Here is a 20,420-nt window from a genome sequence, read left to right on the forward strand (position 1 = left end):
CATAATTCAACCTCTAGATCAATAAATTATGGGCGTCGAAACAATTCCAATTGGCACATCGGGCCAAGCTAATTCAAAACGAGGTACTAAAAGATGAAAATTCTGGTTACTGGCGGAGCCGGTTATATCGGAAGCGTAATGGCTCGCTACTTCCTTGACCAAGGTGACACTGTCACTGTCTTAGACAACCTATCACGTGGTTATTTAGATGCAGTGCCTCAAGGTGCTATCTTTGTACAGGGTGAAATATCCGATTTGCCTAAATATTTTACCGAAACCAACCAATTCGACGCCGTAGTTCACATGGCTGCTCACTCTAGGGTTGAAGAGTCGGTCTCTAATCCCGAACTCTATTGGCACAACAATGTGATCGGAACAATCAAGTTACTAGATGGAATGCGAAAATTAGAGATTCCAAAATTAGTCTTTGCATCCACAGCTGCGGTATATGGCAGGGCAGGCCAGAGCCCAATCACCGAGGATACCCCTCCCAATCCGCTCAACACCTACGGTATGACAAAACTTACTATGGACATGGCTATCGCCTCCGAGGCCCAAGCTCACGGATTAAATGCAGCTAGCTTGCGTTTCTTTAATGTAACTGGTGCTTATCGTGGTGCCGGTGAGAGGCATAACCCAGAGACCCACCTGATACCAACGGCCCTTAAATCAATAGTCGAAGGAAGGGTTATCAAAATCTTTGGGTCGGACTATCCAACCCCAGACGGCACCTGCATTAGGGACTACATTCACGTCGTCGACTTGGCACTTGCCGCCAAACTGGCACTAGAGAAGATGAAAAGCTCGAACCATAACATCTTCAACCTAGGCAATGGTGATGGATTCTCCAATCTCGAGGTCATCGATGCAATAAAAAATGTGACAGGAAAGACTCCAAAGGTTGAGTTTGCACCTCGTCGCCAGGGCGATGCACCGAGCCTTGTCGCCTCAAGCAAAAAAATAAGACAAGAGCTCGGATGGGTTCCCACTAAGCCCGACCTAGAGGAGATGATCTTAGATCTTTGGAACTTCGAAAACCGTCACTAAAAGAGTATTGCCGATGGCAAAATAAACGATTTTGATTCCATTTTCGCCTTACCTTAATTTTCGACCCAAGAGGCGAATGCAACTTCGAAAAAATCACCCAGGCACGCAATTGAAGCTCCCTTTGATCTAACCCTATTGCGCTGTTCGTGAACCCGCCGAAAGTTGGCCGCTCAACTTCGAAGAGGACCTTCGAAGGGCATTTGACTTGAATAGCCCAGCTTTAACTAGCGATTCAAACGCCATGAAACAATGTCGCCAGCTTATGGTCTATCTTCTCGCCTCAATCATTCTGGCCAATCTCCTAAAAAAGGCTGATCTTGGCCAGAATGACTCCCCTAGGAGAAAATCGCACGATTCGGAAATCAACTCTTTCGGGAGGTATTTTTGACTCGGAGTGGGGTTGCTATGCCTTATTTAGCATTAAGTGCGGAGCTTTAAATCCAAAACAGCTAAAGATCTACTTTTGCAATTGTCTCCTAGAGCTTTGTAACACTAGACACTCGACCATCTCGACCACATTAACGTATCAACTTTAAGAGATTGTTCTTGGGGGCTTTCAGTCGCCTTGAAGATGAGCCACCCATATAACGTAAAAAATTTCCAAAACTTCGCCCATGCACGCTCAAAATGTGATAAATTTAAAGGATGAGATGGCTGGATCCATATTTTCCACGCAGCCCTACTTCATTTCAAGCGCCTTAAACCTATGTAAAGATATCTAACCATGCACATGGAAGGGGAAGGCCTTGGCCAACGTAACTCTCGATCGGCTCTCAAAAACGTACGCAAACGGATATGTTGCCGTCCGCGAGCTCAATCTCGAGGTGTCTGATGGTGAATTTCTAATTCTTGTTGGACCCTCTGGCTGCGGTAAGACCACAGCACTACGAATGGTCGCAGGACTTGAGACGATAACTTCGGGCGAATTAAGGGTAGGTGGCAAGCGAGTCAACGAAACATCACCCAAAGAGCGCAACATTGCGATGGTCTTTCAGAACTACGCGCTATATCCCCATATGACCGTAGCCGAAAACATCGGCTTTGCGCTCAAACTTCAAAAGCTCTCCAAGGACCAGATAGAGGCGAAAGTCAAAGAAGCAGCCGCCAAGTTGAGTCTGACAGAGTATCTAGATCGAAAGCCCGCTCAACTCTCAGGGGGTCAACGCCAAAGAGTTGCAATGGGACGAGCCCTTGTCAGAGATCCTGCAGTCTTCCTAATGGATGAGCCCCTATCGAATCTGGATGCAAAATTGCGGGTTCAGATGAGAGCAGAGGTCTCTAGAATACAACGTGCCCTTGGTACTGCTACTATCTATGTAACCCACGACCAGGTGGAAGCAATGACAATGGGCGACAGGGTTGCTGTTATGAACGGCGGCATCCTCCAGCAGATTGATACGCCTTCTGCCCTATACAACTCTCCAAAAAACTTATTTGTAGCTGCTTTTATCGGCTCACCATCCATGAACCTCTACCACGCAACTATCGCAGGAGACCTAACAAACCTGACGATTGGATCACAGAAGCTAGCACTTTCTCCTGGCCTTTTGAAGAAACATTCCACGTTGACGGAGTACCGCGATCGTAAAGTAATAGTTGGAATCCGCCCGGAGGATCTCGCGCTGAATTCGAGTAGTCAAGAAGCAACCAACCGCCTTCGGGTCAAAGTTGACATATCTGAAGTTCTCGGCTCGGAGATACTCGCCCACTTTCAGATAGAGGCGACATCCGTCAAGGTGGAGGGCGAGACCCCAGAAGAAGATAAATTAGATGAAATTCAACTCGACAACCCGGGCAATAAATACGCTCGAGGAGTCGCTCGGCTTTCACCCGACTTGGACGTTACTGCGGGAAGCTATATCGACCTTACCGTCAATATAGAAAAACTCCACTTCTTTGACCCAGATTCAGGGGATGCAATCTAGCCGCATGGCCACTTGGTGTTGGAAATGTCAATTCCAACTCCAAGTGGCCATAGGCCGGCCACGACATAGGCCGGCCACGAAAAAATATCTCGATCAACACCAAGTTACAGCATCAATCATTTAGATTGCCATAGATCTCCCTTGATATCCGCATTTTGCACCCAACTGCGTTAAAATGCGAAAAAATGCTGTTGCCCATGAATTGCAACCTAATTCTTGCTCGCGACTTAAAGGGCATTTTTGAACATGGGTGAGTAATGCCATGGCGAACCAGTCTCAAAGTCCGAGATCTTTAGCAATGATCTCTTTCATAATCTCAGAAGTACCGCCGTAGATTGTCTGAACTCGGGCATCTACATATGCTCGGGCTACTGGAAATTCACGCATATAACCATATCCACCAAACAACTGAACCGCTCGATCGACGACTCGCAGTTGCATCTCAGTAGTCCAAAGCTTCACCTTGGCTGCTCTACCTGGGGACAGCGCGCCCCTCAAATGGCTAAATAAACAATCTTCAACATAGGTCCTACCAACGTCAATATCAGTGGCAAGCTCAGCTAACGTAAACTTCGAACTCTGAAAGCTGCCTATGGCTTGTCCAAATGCAAAACGTTCCTTGGTATAAGCGAGCGTCAAATCAAAAACGCCTTCGGCTGCTCCCACGGCTCCAAGGGCGAGAGAAAGCCGCTCTTGTGGCAGATTCCGCACCAAATAATAAAATCCCCTATTGACCTCTCCGAGTAAATTCTTAGCGGGCACTCGTGCATCCACAAAAGAGAGCTCGCTGGTATCTTGGGAATGAAGTCCTATCTTGTCCAAATTCCTACCGCGAAAAAAACCCGGCGTGGCTGATTCAACGACCAAAAGCGAAAGCCCTCTATGTGGATCCGGCGACGTACGTACAGCCACGACTATCAAATCAGCATTTTGACCATTGGAGATAAAGGTCTTTGCACCATTTAGGATAAAGGGGTAAGCGGATTATCGTGTGGAAATCTTTGCATCTCTCATTTATACATTTACACTTGCGAGTGTGGAATGAGAGGACAAACATAGATTCAAGCACTTTTAGGCTCCAAGGATGAAGCCGTCAATATTTGCTCGTCGGTCTACCTCCGCCGAACCATCACGACCAGAGAAATGGTACTGGTTCGAATGAAACGAGCCGAGCTTGGCAGTTGTCGTGACCATTCATACCCCTCATTTCGACCTTTCAGTCAATTCCCCGACACCATGAAAAGCTATTTGTGCAGTCATGTTCCAGCTTGCTGACTTCTTGCTACATGAGGGTTGCGACGACATGAGACAAGTGCCCGTTTAGCTCTTTTATCTGTTGAGTGGTAACGGGGTCGTCGTACCGCACTTGACGATGATCGTAAATATCAAAGGGGACGTCGGTGTTATCGTCGCGTCTTCGTATCACCACTGAATGCTTTTTTAGTCCTTCGGCGAAGCCGAGTTCCCATATAACGTTGGCGTTTACACCAGTGATATCGACTATCAGAAAGTCAGCAAGCTGAAGTTCTTTGACGAGCTGCTCAGTGATTCTGCCAGGTGAATGGACTTCGTCGAGACGGACTAGATCGATAGGCAGGCCTGCCTGACGAATACTTTCGCGGACCATCTCATGTGTAGCATTCGACCACGGCTGAGTAAACGGCATTGCTAGAAAGACCCTTAGGTTTCTGGCGGTCTGGAGATTTATGTCCTTCTTGTCGACTTCAGCACACCATCCCTCGATGACCGATAGTTGACGATCAACGTAGGTTTGATAGGTCGTTGCCCCTTGGAAGTTCATCACAAAGTTCTCAGATACACCCATTGACCAAGTGTTCTCAGACCAACTGAATCCACTAAAAGGGGTTGGATAATCTGACGAGACGAATCGTGGAACTAACCCCAAGGCATGAGGATCAAGATTCCATCTAATGGCTACCTCTTGGTCAGTTATTGCTAGCGGGAACTCTCTGGCGGAATCCTTGTACGCTTCCACGGCAGCCACGGATGAGACTACAAGGGCGTCAAGGAGCAATTGGGCTTGAGGAACACCGAGAGTCAGCAAATGCCGCGCGTTGATGATGAGTGACTGAGGGGCGGAGGATTCAAAATTCGCCTGACCAGGGATGCTGGGCTTGCCTCTAGCAATGTCGACAACGGAAGGAGTTGCCTTGCCGGCAATATCGCGTTCGCGCCGAAGGTCTCTAATGTTCGGCCACTCACCAGTCTGGTAGAAACGTAGAAAGGTAGCCCGAAGAACTTCGGCATTCTCTCTCGCCCATTCTTCATCAGCTTCACGCCAATTTTTAAAAGATCCCATTTGGGGCTCACCTTCTCTCGTTCTATGATCTGCATGTTTCATACAAATATTACTTCTAGAGGGTATGTGGATTAGCGTCCCTTGTTTCGCAGTACGACAGTCTTGTAGATTTCTGTCTTGGATTAAGAGCAAGCGTTCCGTCAGCACTTATGGGTCTTATCCCCATGAATCCCTCAAGGTTGTATTAGACCAGTCTGAGCCGGTCGGCTCGCCAAGACAATATTTCGAAGCTGGTCTGGTGCTGCAGCAAAAGTGGTGGCACCACGACGCACGTAGTACTCCCGTTTGGCAGGTCGGGTAGTCCTTATGCAATAGGGTGATGAAGATCCGTGTCCGACTTCAATGGATATCACCTTCGAACTGAGCGTCTCTCCCGATCCGTCCGAGTGAATGATCTCTACCGTGCGAACGTCGAAGTCCGGGAGAGGCTCCACTATATCTTTGATCCAATTGGTAATGGCGTCGACCGCATCTCGTGTCTGTTGTTCGTCGGGGACTCCTTTGATGTTTCCATCGTCTTTCACTCCGAGCAGGATGGTTCCCCCGAGTCCGTTAGCGAAAGCCGCTACTGTCTTACATACGCCATAGCGTTCTTTACCAGGCTGACTAGGTACGTCCTCCTTGAACTCAATAGTCGATCCCTCCCCTTGACTTATGAGTGACTGGATTTCGTCCTGTTCTTCGACGATCTTTTCGACGCCTGAGTCAGGCCCAAGGGCGTAAGGCCAATTGAGGAACTTGTAGTCCAGCCACTCGCCATCGCGTCGGAGTACAAGCCAAGAGCCTGAAGGTAGTCCAGTGTCCGGGATGTCGAAGCGAAACGTCTGAAATGGATGTTCGGATAAAGAGTGCTCTTCGCCGGGTATCGGTGATGCCAATTCGATCACTGAGTTCGCAAGAGCATCACCCTCAACCACCACATCAATAGTGGTGGGCGACCAAACGACGTTCGTGATACGTCCCGACCTATCGTGGCGGCGTAAGGAAATATCGCTTCGGTTAAATTGACGACCTGGCATTAGGTCAATCCCAAGAAACGCTGCGATGGCCGCGTGATAACTCTGGAACGAGGGACTGTCTCTCCCTATAAGTAAGCCCGAACCAGGTTGGGCATGAGAAGTCACCGACAAATTGTACTCTACGGTGGGCCACGAAAATTTCCCGAGACCCCAGTCGCTAAGACTTGGGTGGCGAGTCCAATTCGCTGTGTCCCCAATCGCCGGGAAATATACCGTCTGCTCGCCTAAAGCAATTGCCCCATCTTCGATAAACTGCCGTAGCTCGCTACCATGGAGAAGCCGGTCGAAAAAAGATAGATCTTCGTACGTCCAAGTACGCTCGTCTTGCCGATCGAGCTCAGCACCAAATTCGCCGTCCAGCAAGATGAGTGAGTTTTTCCCATCTTGATGAGCTACCCCAAAGCGGAGTCGAACGTCCCCGCTATCTTCCACCTTCTGGAGAAGGTCTGACTTGGATACGTTTCCACGTTCAGCCACGGCACTCTGCGCCTTCCCGAGTAGGAGTTACCACCGTGAGGTCACACTTCCAAGATCTGGCTAGCTTATCAGTCAAGCAGGCTCGAAACCTCGGCTAGCGAGCTCCCGTCGTAGTCGTCCGCTCTCCAAAATGTCCAACCATCGAGGTCTAACCTTCCCGTCGCCGCCGCAGCAGCGTCATTTGGTGATTCATATCGGATTCCCCCGACCCATAGACCAAAATCGTCGCCAACGGCGGCTTCAACGATGCCAGAGTCGGTTGTCCCCACCAGTCGTGCACCCGGAGCGATAAGTCCCGTCTCTACGAGACGCGCAAAGCGCTGATCTCGACGAAGAGTCCATCCTCCTAAAGTCTCAGGAGCTAGGACATTTTCTCCGTAACGAAGACTCGGCTCTTCAAAGGTACGGAATTTCCATACTGCATCATTCATCTTCGAGTCACTGAATACTCGAAGATCCACCAGCTCTGCAAAATCTGAGAGTGTGAGTCCAGTCACTTTCTCAAAAAGTTCCGGTTCAATTTGACGGATGATATCTTGAACAGTCCGCTCACGAGCATCGGTCAGGTACATAAAAGCTGGAATACGCGTCAAGAACCGTTGAAGACGCTTCTTGATATTGTCACGTTTCTTCGTTGCCTCTTTCTTTGCTACTTTCTCCTCACCATCTAGCGGCTCTTTTGCGAGGGATTTCTGCCGGAGCTCCTTGTTTGTGGCGATCATTGCCTCAAGATCAGCTTTGAGATTAATCTCCCTGAACAACTCCATCTGTTCGAGTGAAGCGAGAAGATCTGGATTACCAAGCAGCGCCTCCATAGCACGGGCATCCAACTCAATGAGCTCTGGGGAGTTCCATCGACGCGCAAGCATGCTTGCACTAATCCCGTGGGTGAGGTAATCGATCACATCCGCTGCGTTCAGCTGGCGCATGGAGTGTCCGTCATATGCCAACACCGGAAGGAATGCCATGAACTCATCCACGGCTTTTTGGTCATCTCGAACCGACGGATCGTCTGCCCTCAAACGAGTGGCGTAGTCCACTACCTGCTGTAATGCACGGTTAGGAGCGAAGTCGAACACGAAGCATTGCTCTTTGAGTACGATTTCGTCCTCACCGCCAGCCACTGTGTCAACAAATCTGGACACCCAGGGAGATTGCACTCGAAAGGCTGCCTGAAAGTATGATTCTGGGCTTTTGAGTTCTCGCAACATGAAGATCCCAGTCCATGGAGGCACGGTCACGCCGGTCATCAATTTCCCACACGTCAACGTGATGGTCTTAGTATCTTGTGGTACTGGTCCAATTGCTCGCAGAACGGGGGGAAGTGCTTCCTCACCAAGACCGGCACTATTGCCTGCTGCTACAACCGTTCGATACTGGCGAAAGAACGTGTTGTGAGTAGCCCCCAAGAGGTTTGCCATGGCTGTACAAGCGTCAACGGACGGTAGGTACCACACCGTGTGCTGGAGGGCCTGCAAGAGATTTCCATCCTCATAGGGCAGTGGAGGGCGTTGTCGAGTGGATGATGCAGACCAGTAATCCGTAATGTTTTGTCCGATCAATAACGAAAGCCACTTCTGCACTTCGTCTTCATGAATGAACTTCGGAGGTCTGCCAGTTTCTTTGGTTGTTCTGAAGAATTCGGTGAAGGAAAACATTGACTGGTTGTTTAGGGCTATATCTCGAAGCTTGTCAGGCATTTCATAGGTTAGAAGGGCCATACGGGGTAACGCAACATATGGATTAGATGGAGGCTCCACCCAATCTTGCTTCGCTCGTTGCTCGTCACTGTACGTCCAGTTGAAGACTTGATCTTCTAGGAACTCCCCTTGAGTCAACGCTCTAAACGGTGTCCCAGACAGATAAAGGTAGTGATCGACCTGAACGTCTAATTCCTCTTCAACGTTGGTGCTGAAGTCTTCGTCTAGGTCTGGATTATCCAGCGCTTTCTGCTCCGAGACGTCTCCGCCTTCGTCACCATCTTTGAGATAGAGGGACCGTGCCGCCTCCCTCCAAGCGCCGAAGTGATACTCATCAATAATTATTGCGTCCCACCGCTCGTGGTAGAGAACCTCGTTTTTGGCTTTGGTCTTGCCGTCTGCATTCTTGCCGAGCACATCTTGGAATGATGCAAACCACACGAGCGGGCTTGGGTTGGAGAGATCCGGTCGCACATCGTCCTTACCGCTGAAGCGCCATCCTTGGAAGTCTCGATGACCGAGTAAGTCTTCTCGCCAGTTCTTCTCTACCGCTGGCTTGTAGGTCAACACCAGGACTCTTGTCCACCCCAGGTGTTTGGCTAGCTGATACGCAGTAAATGTTTTGCCGAAGCGCATTTTTGCATTCCACAGGAAATGTGGGGGATTGACCGTATCCCTATGACCTTTGAAGTAAGTAGCTGTCTGCAATACGGCCTCTTCTTGTTCCGGTCGCATAGGGAATGTTGCTAAGGGTCGAAGATTGCTTAGTGGAGTCGCTGATCTGACAGATTGGACCGCAGCGCGCACCTCATCAGTTGTACATTCGAACCACTCTCCTGACACCCTGTGAACACCTGCATTAACAAGAGCACGGTGCACGCTATGGTCCCGGAAGGCGTCTCCATGATCGTCCATTGCTGACTCAGTCAACAGCACCGTGAATTCGACTTCCACCGGCATCTGGACGCCTTGGAGTTGTTGGCGAATACGGACGTTGGCATCTTGATCGGTATAGCCAACCTTCAGGAGGCCCTTGCCCTGTCTGGCTCCCTGCCAAACTATATCGGCATACTGCGGAATGGTGTAGGCGTAGATCTTTGGCTGACGGACGCTTTCTGCGAGAGAGACGGGCATTATTACGGCATCTCCTTGACCATACTCTCGATGTAGGCCTGCTCGTCTTCTGTGATACCGTACTTAGCGTAGAGTTCTTCGTCTGTCCAGGTACGGTCCCAGGTTTGCTGGGGTACCCAGGTGTAGACCGACTTCATTGCGTGTTGGCTGATCTTGCGTAATGAGATCAGGAAGCGTACTAGCCGCGTGCGCATAAAGGAAAAAGCGCTGTCCGCTTCAGCCTGAGTATCAAAAGGTCCGACGAAAAGGAACGTCTGTGTGCTCACACTTCCAGGACCTCCTACGAACGGCTTTCCAAGAACGATATCCGGGATCCTCTGGCCTCCATCTGATCCGGCTTCCGGCACGAACACCTTCCACTTCTCGATGGCCCTGGTATTCTTTCGAATGAGATCACTGGCAATCCACTTCTCATTTCTCGCTCCATCCTTCAAGAAGAGTCTGAGATCTCCAGGCTGCACGTCCCCTCGGCGATATCCAGTAAAGTTCGTCGAAATCCCAAAAGGTGTGTCGCCCGATACAAGCTCCGCGAAACTTCCTTCGCGCTTTTTGAGGACCTTGTGAAGGATACCAACCGCGCGACTGTCGCGCACTAATACGTCAAACTCGCTGAGGTCACGCTCTCCTGGACCATAAATTTCGTCACCGCGAACAATAGTCATGTCGCAGAAGCCGGGATTGTCTCGATCCCGCATGAAGTAGCAGACTCCTCCCTTGATCTCTACGCCCGGAAAGAGTTCACCGGCATTGGGGTAGTCAACGAGTACCCTAAGATGCCTGTCCTTCAGCATCCCAGAGCGGAAAGACTCAAGCCCACGGCCACCGGCCATCCACCGGGAGGGGATGATCATTGCGAGGAACTGAGGGTTGAGTTTTATCGCCTCTTCTACGAAGACGTTGTAAAGAGGTGTGTCGTTTGTGCCTCCACCTCCACCTGACATTTGGTATGGCGGTTCCTTCTATAGTTCAGACGTGTTACAAACCAATACGAATACCTGTACGGATGTGCTCTAGAAGGTGCTGAGAGATAAGTGGGGTCCTCAGGCTTGTGCACTTCAAGGACGAGCAGACATGGGTCGAATCGGTTGGATTGAGTCGCCTCGAGAAAACGTTCCTGAGAAGTGAATCTTGCCTAAGTGACCGTTTCGCCTTCGATCGCAACAGTACGTTCCCATAGGCCCACGCGCTCCTTCGTGTCCTCGCCAGTGCCGGTACCGAGGTAGTCCAGGCTCGCTCTTTCGAAGAGACGGAACTGCCAAATCGCCTCATCCATCTGATCGGGGTTGAAGACGCCCACATCTGAGAGCTTGTGGAAGTCGTCCAGGGTTAGCCCCGTCACGCGCTCGAAAAGCTGGGTGTCAAGTGACTCAATCACGTCGACCAGAGACTCCTCACGAAAGTCCGTAAGGTACATGAAGACTGGGATCGACTGAACGAACTTGAGCAGCTTAGCCCTGAGGGTCTTCACTTGCTCACGCTTAGCTTTGCGCGCCGCCGTCACCTCTGGGTCTTCGGGGTCGCCATCGAACGCTTTGGGCTTCTTGCCGGACTTGATCTTCTTGGACTGCGCGATGATCTTGGTCGCGTCTTCGCGCAGGTTGCGGAAGTCTTCCATCTGCTCCAGGCGGTCGAGAAGGTCAGTGTCCTCGAGCAGCTTTGTGAGCACCGCTTCGGAGAGGTCGATGAGCCGAGGGCTTCCCCAGCGCTTGGCGAGCATGGCCGCACCAGCCCCCGCTGTTCCCCAGTCCATGACTGCGTTAACGTCAACCGGGTCCATCCGGCCCCCGTCAAAGGCGAAGATGGGCAGGAACTCAATGAGTTCGCCGATGACCTCAGCCGGCGCCGTCTTCGTTGTCGAGCGTGCAAGCTTCGTGCCGTACTGATAGATGAGACTCAAGGCGCGATTGGGGTCGAAGTCGAAGACGTAGCAAGTCTGTTTCTTGACGACTCGCGTTCCATCGGGTCGCTTGGACGTCCACGGGGACTGCACCCGGAAGGCCGCCTGGAAGTACGCCTCGGGCGACTTCAGGGAGCGAAGGACCAGGATTGCACCCCACTGGGGCACCGTCACGCCCGTCATCAACTGACCAACAGAGAGCGTGATCGTCTGCTTGCCGAGCTTCGCCGCTTCCGCGAGCATCTTGTCAACGGGGGGCTTGGCTGCTGCACCGACTTTGGTACCACCGGCCGCGACGTGGACCAAGAAGTCCTTGAAAAACGGATGGGCTAGCAGTGAAGCCTTCATCGCATGTGCTGATGCGACGCTTGGCATGAACCAGACGGTGTGCTCAACTGCCTCGGTGAAACGACCGTCACTGAAAGGAAAGGGTGGCTTGAAGTTGTTGAGCAGCTTCTCTGTCGCTGACTGAGTCAGGCGTCCGAGGAGCATGTTCAAGAACTCGCTGATGCGATCTGGATCGTCGAAGTGATACTCCGAGCCGACTTTCTTAGCGGCAAAGTACCCAGAGAGGTCAAACAGTCCGTCTGGTCGCTGATCGATCTCAACCGACGCCAATTCCGATAGGGAGTACGTGAACATCTCCATTGCTGGGAGTTCCCGGTAGGGGTTGCGGATCGGGTCTTTGGCGGGGTCTGTGTCCCACGCACGCTTCGCACGCTGCTCGTCCGGATAGGTCCAGTTGAAGATCTGCTCTTCGTTGAACTCGCCGTCAGCGATAGCTCGAAAGGGAGTACCGGAGAGGTATAGGTAGCTGCAGCTCGATAGTCGCATGTCCTTAGCGTCAAGGTCCTGGTTGATGCCGGTGGACTCAGGCGTGGCGGCGAGCAGACGAGGAATACCGTCATAAACGAGCTCAGTGACCTCGTCAGCGCGCCCTGTCTCTTCATCGAGATCGCGCAGCTCGGCCTTGCGTTCGGCCTCCGTCGAGCTAGCGGCGCTCGCGGGGCTGCAGACTTCTTTGGCTGCACCCTGCCAAGCACCGAAGTGGTATTCATCGAGGACGATGCAGTCCCAGTCGATGAGGTGGATGGACTCGTTGTGTTCCTTGACGTCGCCATCGGTCGTAGTTCCAAGCAGGTCCTGGAACGAGGCGAACCAGACCATGGGGGCATCGATGTCCGGGTCACTGGGGTGATCGCGGTCTGCGTAGACCCACTCAGCAAAGTCCACATGGTTACGCAGGTCGTCTTGCCAGGCGTTTCGTACCGCTGGCTTGTAGGTCAGGACGAGGACGCGCCGCCAGGCCATTTGACGCGCCAGTTGGTACGTCGAGAACGTCTTGCCGAAGCGCATCTTTGCATTCCAAAGGAAGCGTGGTGGCCGAAGATCATTGGCGTGCTGGGTAAAGTACGTCTTCGTGAGCTCGATGGCTTGCTTCTGTTCAGGACGTGGCCTGAAGTCCTCAGTGCGCAGCGGGTCGTAGTCTAGCCCCGAGCGCACCGCCGAGATGGCGGCCTTGACTTCATCGAGTGTGGCTTCGACAACCTCGCTGTTGCGCTGGACTCCAGCGTTGTCGAGGACCCTGTGGATGTCCGAGTCAGTGAAGCTCGTACCGTCTGAGCGAACTGCCGGTTCGTCTAGCAGGATAACGATGCCTTCGCCGTCGGGGTACATAGTCCCCGACTGCTCTTTGATACGTACCCGCGGGTCGGGTCGACCGGTCCAGCCAACCTTCAGACGACCACGCCCCTCGATGCTCGATGAGCCGACGGTGCGAGTCCACTCGGTGTCGTATCCCGGTGCCGTGTAGACGTAGATGCGACCGACAACCTGGCTACTCACTCTTCATCCTCCCCGTTCGTATCGAGAGCCTCGGTAGCCTCGCGCTCCCTGCCGGGTGCGCGGTACTTCGATCCACCCGGCAAGTGCGACGCGGGAATCGAGGATTCCAAGGACATTATTGCCTCACGAGGATGGATGGTGCTTTCGATGTACTCGCGCTCTGCCTTAGTTAGCCCGAAGCGATCGTAGAGCGCTTCATCTGTCCAATTCTGCTTCATGTCGAGTTGTGGCACGAAGGAAAAGACATCCGGGCGAACGTCCTGTGTTACCTTGCGTTGAAGAACGAGGAAGCGCACAAACTTGGTTGCCAGGAAGTTGGCATAGTTCCTCGCCTCAGTCTTCGTGTCGAACATGCCAGCAACCACATAGGTGAACGTGCACGCCGACCCTGGTGCGAGTGCGATGGGTTCACCCAGGACGTAGGACACCTCCCGACCATGCCCATCGCCCGCCTTGGGCAGCAGGACTTTCCACTTGGTGACCCACTCAGCGTTCTTCTCGATCTGATCGGGCCGGACATAGCCGACGTGACTACCGAAGACGAGCGGCACAGAACCCTCGAACTCGGATGACGCGGCGTCGGTGAAGTTCGTTGTCAGGGTTGGACCAAAGCCGCCAACGGAGTTGACCCACTCCACAATCGACTTGCCGTGAGCCACTTTCTTGATGATGGACATGGCTTTGTTGTCACGGACTAACACACCCTTGCCCAAGCGGAGATCCCTTTGAGCCGTCGAGATGATGGTGCCCTCAATACGGGTCGAGAACTCGCAGTCTCCATCATGATCGCGATCCCACAAGAAGTAATTGACTCCGCCTTTGATCTCCACGCCCGGGAAGCAGTCGAAGAGTTTAGGGTTGTCAACAACCTTCACTAAGTGACGGTCCGCAATCATTCGAGTACGGAAGGTGTCAAGGCCCATACCGCCAGTGAACCAGCGCGAAGGAATGATCATCGCGAGATACTTGGGGTTGAGTTCCATGGCGCGCTCGACGAAGTAGTGGTAGAGCGGCGTAGCTTGCGCGCTGGTAGTGCCAGTCTGTACCTGGTACGGAGGGTTGCCAACAATCACGTCGAACTTCATGTCTTTCATCTCCTCGGTTGGATACGCCCCATGGATGAAGGCGTATGCATAATTCTCACGGGTAGCCCCACGTTCGAGTCGGACAGGGGCGCCACAGATGCGACACGGCCCCGATGCCCGCCCATCCCTGTTCGTGGGGTAATCATGTTCAGTTTGAATGAAGGGCAGGTTTCCGTCGGGGGTGTAGAACAGCACAGCCGAGTGGGTGCTCGTTGCGTCGCGCGACACGTAGACCGACCGGCGAGTCATCTCGCCGTGGACTTGGGTGATGGCCACGCCAAACAACATGTTCTTGAGGATGTGCTCGGCACGCTTCTTGGGGTCCGGTTCCCACTTAGCCAAACCCTCCATCAAGTGGCGGGCAACTTCTCGAAGAATCGAGCCTGACTTCGTCGCTGGGTCGAGCCAGCGATAGTCGGGGTTGCTCCATACCTCGATAGGCAGTAGATCGAGCAGAGCGCGAGCTAGCAACGGTGGCGTAGGTATCGCGTCTGACGAGAGCGCCGCGATGACGTCCAGGATGTCGGGGATATGGTGAGTGCGCACGGTCCCCACGCCGATGGTGGTGATCTTTGAGTCAGTTTTACTCATTTCTTCGTCCTTGTTCGACTCTTGGTCTTGGGCGGCGTTGCCGCGGCGACCAGCTCGCTGTAGTGAATCGGCTCAACGTCTTGCACTCGCTCCTGCCAGAACAAGTTTCGTGAGTACTCGGGGACCAAGGCGCAGCTCCAAATTCGCTGGAACCGCCCAGCGGGGAAAGGACGCCACTCACACAGCTCGATCTCGTCGGCGTTGTTAATTAAGTCGCCGAGCACGATGTTGTCGCCAAGGATGACTGCGGCAGCGTTCAAGAAACCAGTCGTTGGCTCGATAGTATTGGCGTCCGATTGGTAGTGGCTTAGCACCGTGTGGGCCATACGAGCTCGTGCCTCGGTGACGTTGTCTATCGAGATGTCAACGCCGTAGATCGACGCCAACGCTCGCAGTAGGCGATGTTCATAGTGCTCTTGGGAAACGCACTCCGCTTTTTTGACTATCTGCAACTTTCTCCGCAGGATTTCGATGAGAAAGTTACCGGAACCGCAGGTCGGTTCCAAGAACGTCACGTCGAGTTCAGTGAACGCATCCGGGATCATGTCAAGCATTGCGTCTACCTCGCGCTGATGCGTGAATACCTCTGCCAACTCACGAACGCGCTGGCGTGATCGGACTTGACCGAACTGCGCTTCAAGGGGAGCCAGGATGGCGTCGTCGGTCAGTTCCACCAGTTTGGCGGACTCATGCCAGGAAATGTTGGTATCAGTTTCGCAAACCCAACCAGCATCGGGATCGTTTCCGCAGTCAGCGCTTCGTGTGGCTGACCACCATTTTGGTGCAGACATCAACTTCCCCCTCGGTGCACTTGCCCCTCTTATGCTCTCATTTTGGAAGTGACTCTTTGTGCCCTCAACCATGTTCTTAGTGTCGGCACGAACCGATCTATTCGGTGACGTCATTCAGGAACCGTCCTCCGTCCTATTGTCCAATAACTCAATTGCCGCACGCCGACAATCTCCATCGTGCGCGAGGCCATCATTGTGGCACTCATCCCTATCATCTGGAGACCGCAGGTCATGGCTTGATCCGCACGACGTTGGCAGTTGCTGAAGCCTCAACTTGCAGACGTTGATTTTCCAGCGTCAAAGCGAGCACAACACGCTCTAGCCGTTTTACGGTTTCACGTTCCTGGCGCAGCTCCGCCGCCTGGTGAGCGACCCGCTGCTCCAGTTGCTGTCTGGCTTCGATGTACTGCTGAACAACGGCTGGCACGTGGTTGGTCTGCGCAACCTTGGCCCGGAACTCGTCTTGCAGGTCAATGTGCTTATGGGTCAAGAGCCACCGCTTCACTTGGACTTCTTCGGCGAGCGACTTCACGGTCAGTTTCCCGTCGGAATAGAGCGGTGCTCCATCAATCAAACGCGCCATCGCATCTCGGATGCGCAAACGGTCAAGATCGTTTTGACAAATGGCCTCGGTCTTTGCTGCCGGCTTGCGCTTGTCAGGGGTCATGAGACGCTCCGTTGTTCGGCGTGTACTTGAAGTTCGTTCTCTCGTCTGACGATTCTCGCAAGCAGCCGCACACGAATTGGCTCGGGCGTGAGCGGGTTCTCCGCCTCTTCTCGCAGATTACCGATCTCCGCTTGCAGAAGTTCGGCGTGAGTATCGGTGCGAGCGGTGTTGCCACAGTTATCGCGACATCTGCTCATGTCCGGAGTGCGCGTGACATCCGCTCGGCCACGGTCGCGATCCGGGTGACAGAGTGCCTTCGTCTGGTCGTACACGCAGGCGAGTGCGCGAGAAGGGTTGTCGTAGATACGTAGTCGAGGATCTCTACGAAGCGCCGCCATTTGTCGAGTCGTCAGGTAGGAGCCGCCGAATGTCTGCTGGAAAATGCGGACGCCATTTACGTACCTAGAGGATGCGGGTCCCGAGACTTGTTCACCCGCATCAAGCCGCCTCGCCGCCTCGTGAAGACTTTCCGCCACCGCCAGTGCCTCTTCCATTGGAAACACGTCGCGTAATCCACTCGCAACACGAGATCCGTAGGCATCGCTCGTATAGCCTCGTAAGTGCCCGTACTGCAGACCGAGAGCAATCCGGCCTCCGGGTACTCGGTAGATAAACCACGCCAGCGTGCGCCGAAAACGAGCAGGGACTATGGCTCCATCAGGATCTGGTGGAATTACGTCACGTGTGTTGCCGTTGGTCTGGCAATAGGCATTCCACCAGTCAACGAAACTGCGAATGGAATCGCGAGCGGCCTGCGCAAGCGGCGGTTCGAGTTCTTCTTGCTTCTGAGCTCTGAACAACCCACGTGTGAAGACATAACCGCTGCTGTGCATCGCCTCTGCGGTGGCGATCGCTTTCGCGACTGGCTCGAGGACAATCCAAGGAGTTTCACGCTCGACTCCACCGGGGATGGCATTGCCGTCCTCGTCCAACGCATCTTTGAATGAAAGCCCGCGAATCTCGAAATGCGGTGGCATGTCGGGCTCGGGACGCGTGGCGGTGCAAGAGCCTCGCCTAAGCGCACGACATTCTTCGACGCGCATGCCCGATAGATACGCAACCACGATGAAACACGCAACCATCAGCATGTGACGCATTTGCTCCACTTCGTAGTAGTCGATAGCGCTACACCACGGTTCGCCATCTACGAGACCAGTGATGGTGGTAGGCATCGGAGTACCGAGACGAATCGCGAGGCCACGATTGCCCATTGACGCTGCCTGGTCTTTAGTGATTCCAAGCGTGGCTGCCAGATACTGAATGGCAAGGTTTATGTCGTTGGGCGGTTTTGGATTGGTTCCTCGCATTCCGGGCAGCGATCCACCCGATGCCTTTAGACGGTGGAGATACGCGTTTGCCCTCTTAACGTGCTCGGGCTCTTGGTGCAGAGGAATCTGACTCTGCATCCTCGCCTTATCAGCGACGGCATCGAGAATATCGTCACGGAACACTTCTATGAAACGAAGAGCAGCGAGCAGAAGTGCCGACATGGACTGGGGATGTACCGGCAGCCTCTTGTTTTCGCCAGTCCAGTTGGCGGGTCCGATGACGGAGTCGATCCGATCTTCTTGCGCTGCAATGTCTTCCCATGTCGGACGCAGCATCCGATCCTCGGGTGGCAGATACGGGGCAATCAGCCAGATGCGCGTCACACTAAAAAGCTGGCGACCTTTCACGTCGCGTGTAACACTTCGCCCAGCGACGTAGCTTGCGTACGCCCGGTAATCGCCTGGCGTCACTGAACGAAGATCAGTGATGGCACGCGCGTCTAACCACTTCAGGAACATGCGAATGTCGTGAAAGATTGTTAGGATTGAGCCAGCGGCTAGGCGATCTCGGATTGCCGTAGGGCGTGACAGCGCATCCATTGGAGTTCGTTCATTGATGAACGTCCAGACGAGTCGCTTACCCGTGTCGCGATACGACGAAGGCAGGGTCGCGAAATCAATCTTGAGAGGATCTGACGTGAGCTTCTGTGCCATTGGGTGCAAGAGCCACGCATCGTCGCCGTAGCGCGATAGCGGACCGCTATCGGGATCTGCCTGCACGTTACGGAAGACGACTTCTTCCGCACCCGTCTGAAAGATTTGCGGTTCACGGTGTCTCGCTGCGGCAGATCTACTCATGCGTCAAGCCTCCTGGCTAGTAGTCGTTCGAGGCACTCCTCATCTGCATCGCTGAGCTGTGTTCGTGCATGGTCGCGTTGCTCCGCGGTGGTGTTGGCCGTGAGCAGTGCTGTCAGGCGTACGAAGTGGCCAGAGAAGTCCTCGTTCCACACGGCTGGAGTGACGGCTGACGCAATGCGCTCGAGCGCGTCGCTCAAGGCGACTAAGCGCGGTAGGTGGTCTGGTGTAGCCACAGCATTGGGGCAGCCAAGACATGCAAGGAAGGACGCGGTGCAATTTCCGGAGTCGTCGTGGGTGAAGGGGCTGCTGTGAAAGTCGAGGCATGCTCCCGTCCCGGTGTCCAGGAGGCCCGAAATTAGCAGAGGCACCTTCTCCACCGAAATGCCGAGACGATCTGCGAGTGCGGATGGATTCACTTGCGCCTCAGCGATGTCCTGGTCACTCAGTGACCGCATCGCGACGGTCACCCGTGCGTGTTCGAGCGCTTCGGCCTGCCCCCTAATGATGGTGGCCGTTGCCTCCCGGCGAGTCTGTGGATCTGAGCGCCGGTACACCGACTCGCTGACAGTTTGTGAGTTCTGTCGAGGCTTGGTGTTGAGTACCTGCTCGGTTAAGCGAAGTCGTTGGTGAGTGACTTGAAGTGCGGTTCCGTCGTCGGCCAACAGGCCCGCCACGGCGTGCCACCGCTTCTGTACCGAATGTGGATTTTCCAGCTGTGTCTGGAATATCTGCCTACCGCCGTATGAATTGCCGCTGCGGAATAACAGCAGCGAATCTGTAGGGTATCCCAGTTCAGCCATTGTGGCCCTAGCCTGCGCTGTCAACGCAATCGCTCGATCAATCAACCTTCCCGACTCACCGCTGAGACTCTCATCACTGAATCGTGCTGCCGGTCCGCGACGTGGCTTGTCCAGATGCAACACATGCACAGGCATTTCATCCTTGCGATCATCTGCGCGGTCAAGGTTGACTGTCAGCTGATTGATTACTGAAAGGTTATACCCGCGCTCGCACACGAGCAGGTACGTCATTGATAGAGCTTCCATCGAGTTTGGGAAGAGGGCCTCATTGATTATGGATGCGCCCTCGAGCTTGAGTAACCTCCTCAACGCGAACTGCCCCGCTGCGGTAAGTTCGGTGGGCACGCAACCGGTTCGCGCAAGATAGTCAAGCAGCGAGCCAGCGCTCCATAGCTCCCCTCGTATGCGGACCGTCGGGGAGTCGGACGGCTCCCCTCCGGCGCGGTAGGTCGTGAGCGTTGCAAGGTTGGCGTCAATACGCTGCTGGCCAGTCCGAACGATGGCCGATGCGGCACTCTTAATTCGTTGGAACTCACTTCGCGTGTAGGCATCGTAAAGACGGGTTTTTGGTTTACGCGTTCGACCCCGTAGGGCTTTTCGGGTGGTGTCCGGAAGCCCAGGCGTGTCGAGAAGCAGAACGCGCATGTGATTGACTGCGGCCGGCCAACGACTCTTAGTCTCAACGTCAGCACGCCAGGTCCACCACACTTCTGGTCCAACCTCATTGATCGAAGTCGGCGGTCTCTGCTGCATGGCAATTTCACGGATAAACCGACGCAAAGTATCTGCCCCGGCAGCAGCGGACGATGCCGACTTCCAACGTCCGTCAGTTCCCGTCGCTACGGCGAACCCGCTGACCAATGACCGTAAGAGAACCGGCGGGCAATCGACTTCACGAAAGTCAAACACTTTCGTGACCGCCCCGTCCTCGGTGATATGCGTAACCATGAGGCCAGTCGCGTCACGCTGAGAAGGACGGCTATACCCCGGCTTCGG

The 20,420-nt window shown here is 53.7% G+C and carries 14 protein-coding genes and 1 pseudogene; 3 read left to right on the top strand and 12 right to left on the bottom strand.

What is annotated here, in order from left to right; all coding sequences use genetic code 11:
* Window positions 1-93: 93 nt before the first annotated feature.
* Together galE and ACIDITHRIX25_RS95905 are read left to right on the top strand one after the other, a co-directional pair.
* The gene (gene galE, locus ACIDITHRIX25_RS95900; protein ID WP_201733230.1) at window positions 94-1,047 is read left to right on the top strand and encodes a UDP-glucose 4-epimerase GalE; all 954 of its coding nucleotides are present in this window, start codon (window positions 94-96) and stop codon (window positions 1,045-1,047) included.
* A gap of 746 nt (window positions 1,048-1,793) precedes the next feature.
* Window positions 1,794-2,972 (top strand): ABC transporter ATP-binding protein, encoded by a 1,179-nt coding sequence (locus ACIDITHRIX25_RS95905; RefSeq protein ID WP_052604163.1) that lies wholly within the window; start codon window positions 1,794-1,796, stop codon window positions 2,970-2,972.
* A gap of 276 nt (window positions 2,973-3,248) precedes the next feature.
* Here ACIDITHRIX25_RS95905 and ACIDITHRIX25_RS95910 read toward each other — a convergent pair.
* From ACIDITHRIX25_RS95910 to ACIDITHRIX25_RS95965, 12 genes and pseudogenes are all read right to left on the bottom strand, one after another.
* A pseudogene (locus tag ACIDITHRIX25_RS95910) lies at window positions 3,249-3,944 on the bottom strand (acyl-CoA dehydrogenase family protein); the annotation flags it as partial.
* Between the two features lie 99 nt (window positions 3,945-4,043).
* Complete coding sequence (locus tag ACIDITHRIX25_RS95915) at window positions 4,044-4,166, bottom strand: hypothetical protein (RefSeq protein WP_283770429.1); 123 nt, start codon at window positions 4,164-4,166, stop codon at window positions 4,044-4,046.
* Between the two features lie 88 nt (window positions 4,167-4,254).
* Window positions 4,255-5,292: a hypothetical protein gene (locus ACIDITHRIX25_RS95920; RefSeq protein WP_201733232.1), complete on the bottom strand. Its 1,038-nt coding sequence runs from the start codon at window positions 5,290-5,292 to the stop codon at window positions 4,255-4,257.
* 173 nt (window positions 5,293-5,465) lie between these two features.
* On the bottom strand, window positions 5,466-6,788 hold the full coding sequence (locus tag ACIDITHRIX25_RS95925) for an AlbA family DNA-binding domain-containing protein (RefSeq protein ID WP_201733233.1): 1,323 nt from the start codon (window positions 6,786-6,788) through the stop codon (window positions 5,466-5,468).
* A 68-nt stretch (window positions 6,789-6,856) separates the two neighbouring features.
* Window positions 6,857-9,622, bottom strand: a complete 2,766-nt coding sequence (locus tag ACIDITHRIX25_RS95930; protein WP_201733234.1) for a GIY-YIG nuclease family protein — start codon at window positions 9,620-9,622, stop codon at window positions 6,857-6,859.
* A gap of 2 nt (window positions 9,623-9,624) precedes the next feature.
* A complete protein-coding gene (locus ACIDITHRIX25_RS95935) occupies window positions 9,625-10,563 on the bottom strand; it encodes an Eco57I restriction-modification methylase domain-containing protein (protein WP_201733235.1) in 939 nt (312 codons plus the stop codon).
* A 191-nt stretch (window positions 10,564-10,754) separates the two neighbouring features.
* The gene (locus ACIDITHRIX25_RS95940) at window positions 10,755-13,364 is read right to left on the bottom strand and encodes a hypothetical protein (protein ID WP_201733236.1); all 2,610 of its coding nucleotides are present in this window, start codon (window positions 13,362-13,364) and stop codon (window positions 10,755-10,757) included.
* The gene (locus ACIDITHRIX25_RS95945; RefSeq protein ID WP_201733237.1) at window positions 13,361-15,040 is read right to left on the bottom strand and encodes an Eco57I restriction-modification methylase domain-containing protein; all 1,680 of its coding nucleotides are present in this window, start codon (window positions 15,038-15,040) and stop codon (window positions 13,361-13,363) included. Before ACIDITHRIX25_RS95945 ends, ACIDITHRIX25_RS95940 begins: the two co-directional genes overlap by 4 nt.
* Window positions 15,037-15,945 carry a hypothetical protein gene (locus tag ACIDITHRIX25_RS95950; protein WP_201733238.1) on the bottom strand — a complete coding sequence of 303 codons (909 nt, stop codon included), beginning with the start codon at window positions 15,943-15,945 and terminating at the stop codon, window positions 15,037-15,039. Before ACIDITHRIX25_RS95950 ends, ACIDITHRIX25_RS95945 begins: the two co-directional genes overlap by 4 nt.
* 115 nt (window positions 15,946-16,060) lie before the next feature.
* On the bottom strand, window positions 16,061-16,498 hold the full coding sequence (locus ACIDITHRIX25_RS95955; protein ID WP_201733239.1) for an MBL fold metallo-hydrolase: 438 nt from the start codon (window positions 16,496-16,498) through the stop codon (window positions 16,061-16,063).
* Window positions 16,495-18,624 carry a hypothetical protein gene (locus tag ACIDITHRIX25_RS95960; RefSeq protein WP_201733240.1) on the bottom strand — a complete coding sequence of 710 codons (2,130 nt, stop codon included), beginning with the start codon at window positions 18,622-18,624 and terminating at the stop codon, window positions 16,495-16,497. Before ACIDITHRIX25_RS95960 ends, ACIDITHRIX25_RS95955 begins: the two co-directional genes overlap by 4 nt.
* The gene (locus ACIDITHRIX25_RS95965) at window positions 18,621-19,769 is read right to left on the bottom strand and encodes a hypothetical protein (RefSeq protein WP_201733241.1); all 1,149 of its coding nucleotides are present in this window, start codon (window positions 19,767-19,769) and stop codon (window positions 18,621-18,623) included. The genes ACIDITHRIX25_RS95960 and ACIDITHRIX25_RS95965 overlap by 4 nt, the downstream gene beginning before the upstream one ends.
* A gap of 304 nt (window positions 19,770-20,073) precedes the next feature.
* On the opposite strand from ACIDITHRIX25_RS95965, the gene ACIDITHRIX25_RS95970 reads away from it, so the two are divergent.
* Complete coding sequence (locus ACIDITHRIX25_RS95970) at window positions 20,074-20,394, top strand: hypothetical protein (RefSeq protein WP_201733242.1); 321 nt, start codon at window positions 20,074-20,076, stop codon at window positions 20,392-20,394.
* Window positions 20,395-20,420 lie beyond the last annotated feature (26 nt).

This window comes from Acidithrix sp. C25 (genome assembly GCF_904848545.2).

Bases quoted from the DNA above. Each gene is read 5' to 3' on its own strand.
- galE (WP_201733230.1), top strand. From the start codon at position 94: ATGAAAATTCTGGTTACTGGCGGAGCCGGTTATATCGGAAGCGTAATG.
- ACIDITHRIX25_RS95915 (WP_283770429.1), bottom strand. From the start codon at position 4,166: ATGGTCACGACAACTGCCAAGCTCGGCTCGTTTCATTCGAACCAGTAC.
- ACIDITHRIX25_RS95920 (WP_201733232.1), bottom strand. From the start codon at position 5,292: ATGGGATCTTTTAAAAATTGGCGTGAAGCTGATGAAGAATGGGCGAGA.
- ACIDITHRIX25_RS95930 (WP_201733234.1), bottom strand. From the start codon at position 9,622: ATGCCCGTCTCTCTCGCAGAAAGCGTCCGTCAGCCAAAGATCTACGCC.
- ACIDITHRIX25_RS95935 (WP_201733235.1), bottom strand. From the start codon at position 10,563: ATGTCAGGTGGAGGTGGAGGCACAAACGACACACCTCTTTACAACGTC.
- ACIDITHRIX25_RS95945 (WP_201733237.1), bottom strand. From the start codon at position 15,040: ATGAGTAAAACTGACTCAAAGATCACCACCATCGGCGTGGGGACCGTG.
- ACIDITHRIX25_RS95950 (WP_201733238.1), bottom strand. From the start codon at position 15,945: ATGACGTCACCGAATAGATCGGTTCGTGCCGACACTAAGAACATGGTT.
- ACIDITHRIX25_RS95955 (WP_201733239.1), bottom strand. From the start codon at position 16,498: ATGACCCCTGACAAGCGCAAGCCGGCAGCAAAGACCGAGGCCATTTGT.
- ACIDITHRIX25_RS95960 (WP_201733240.1), bottom strand. From the start codon at position 18,624: ATGAGTAGATCTGCCGCAGCGAGACACCGTGAACCGCAAATCTTTCAG.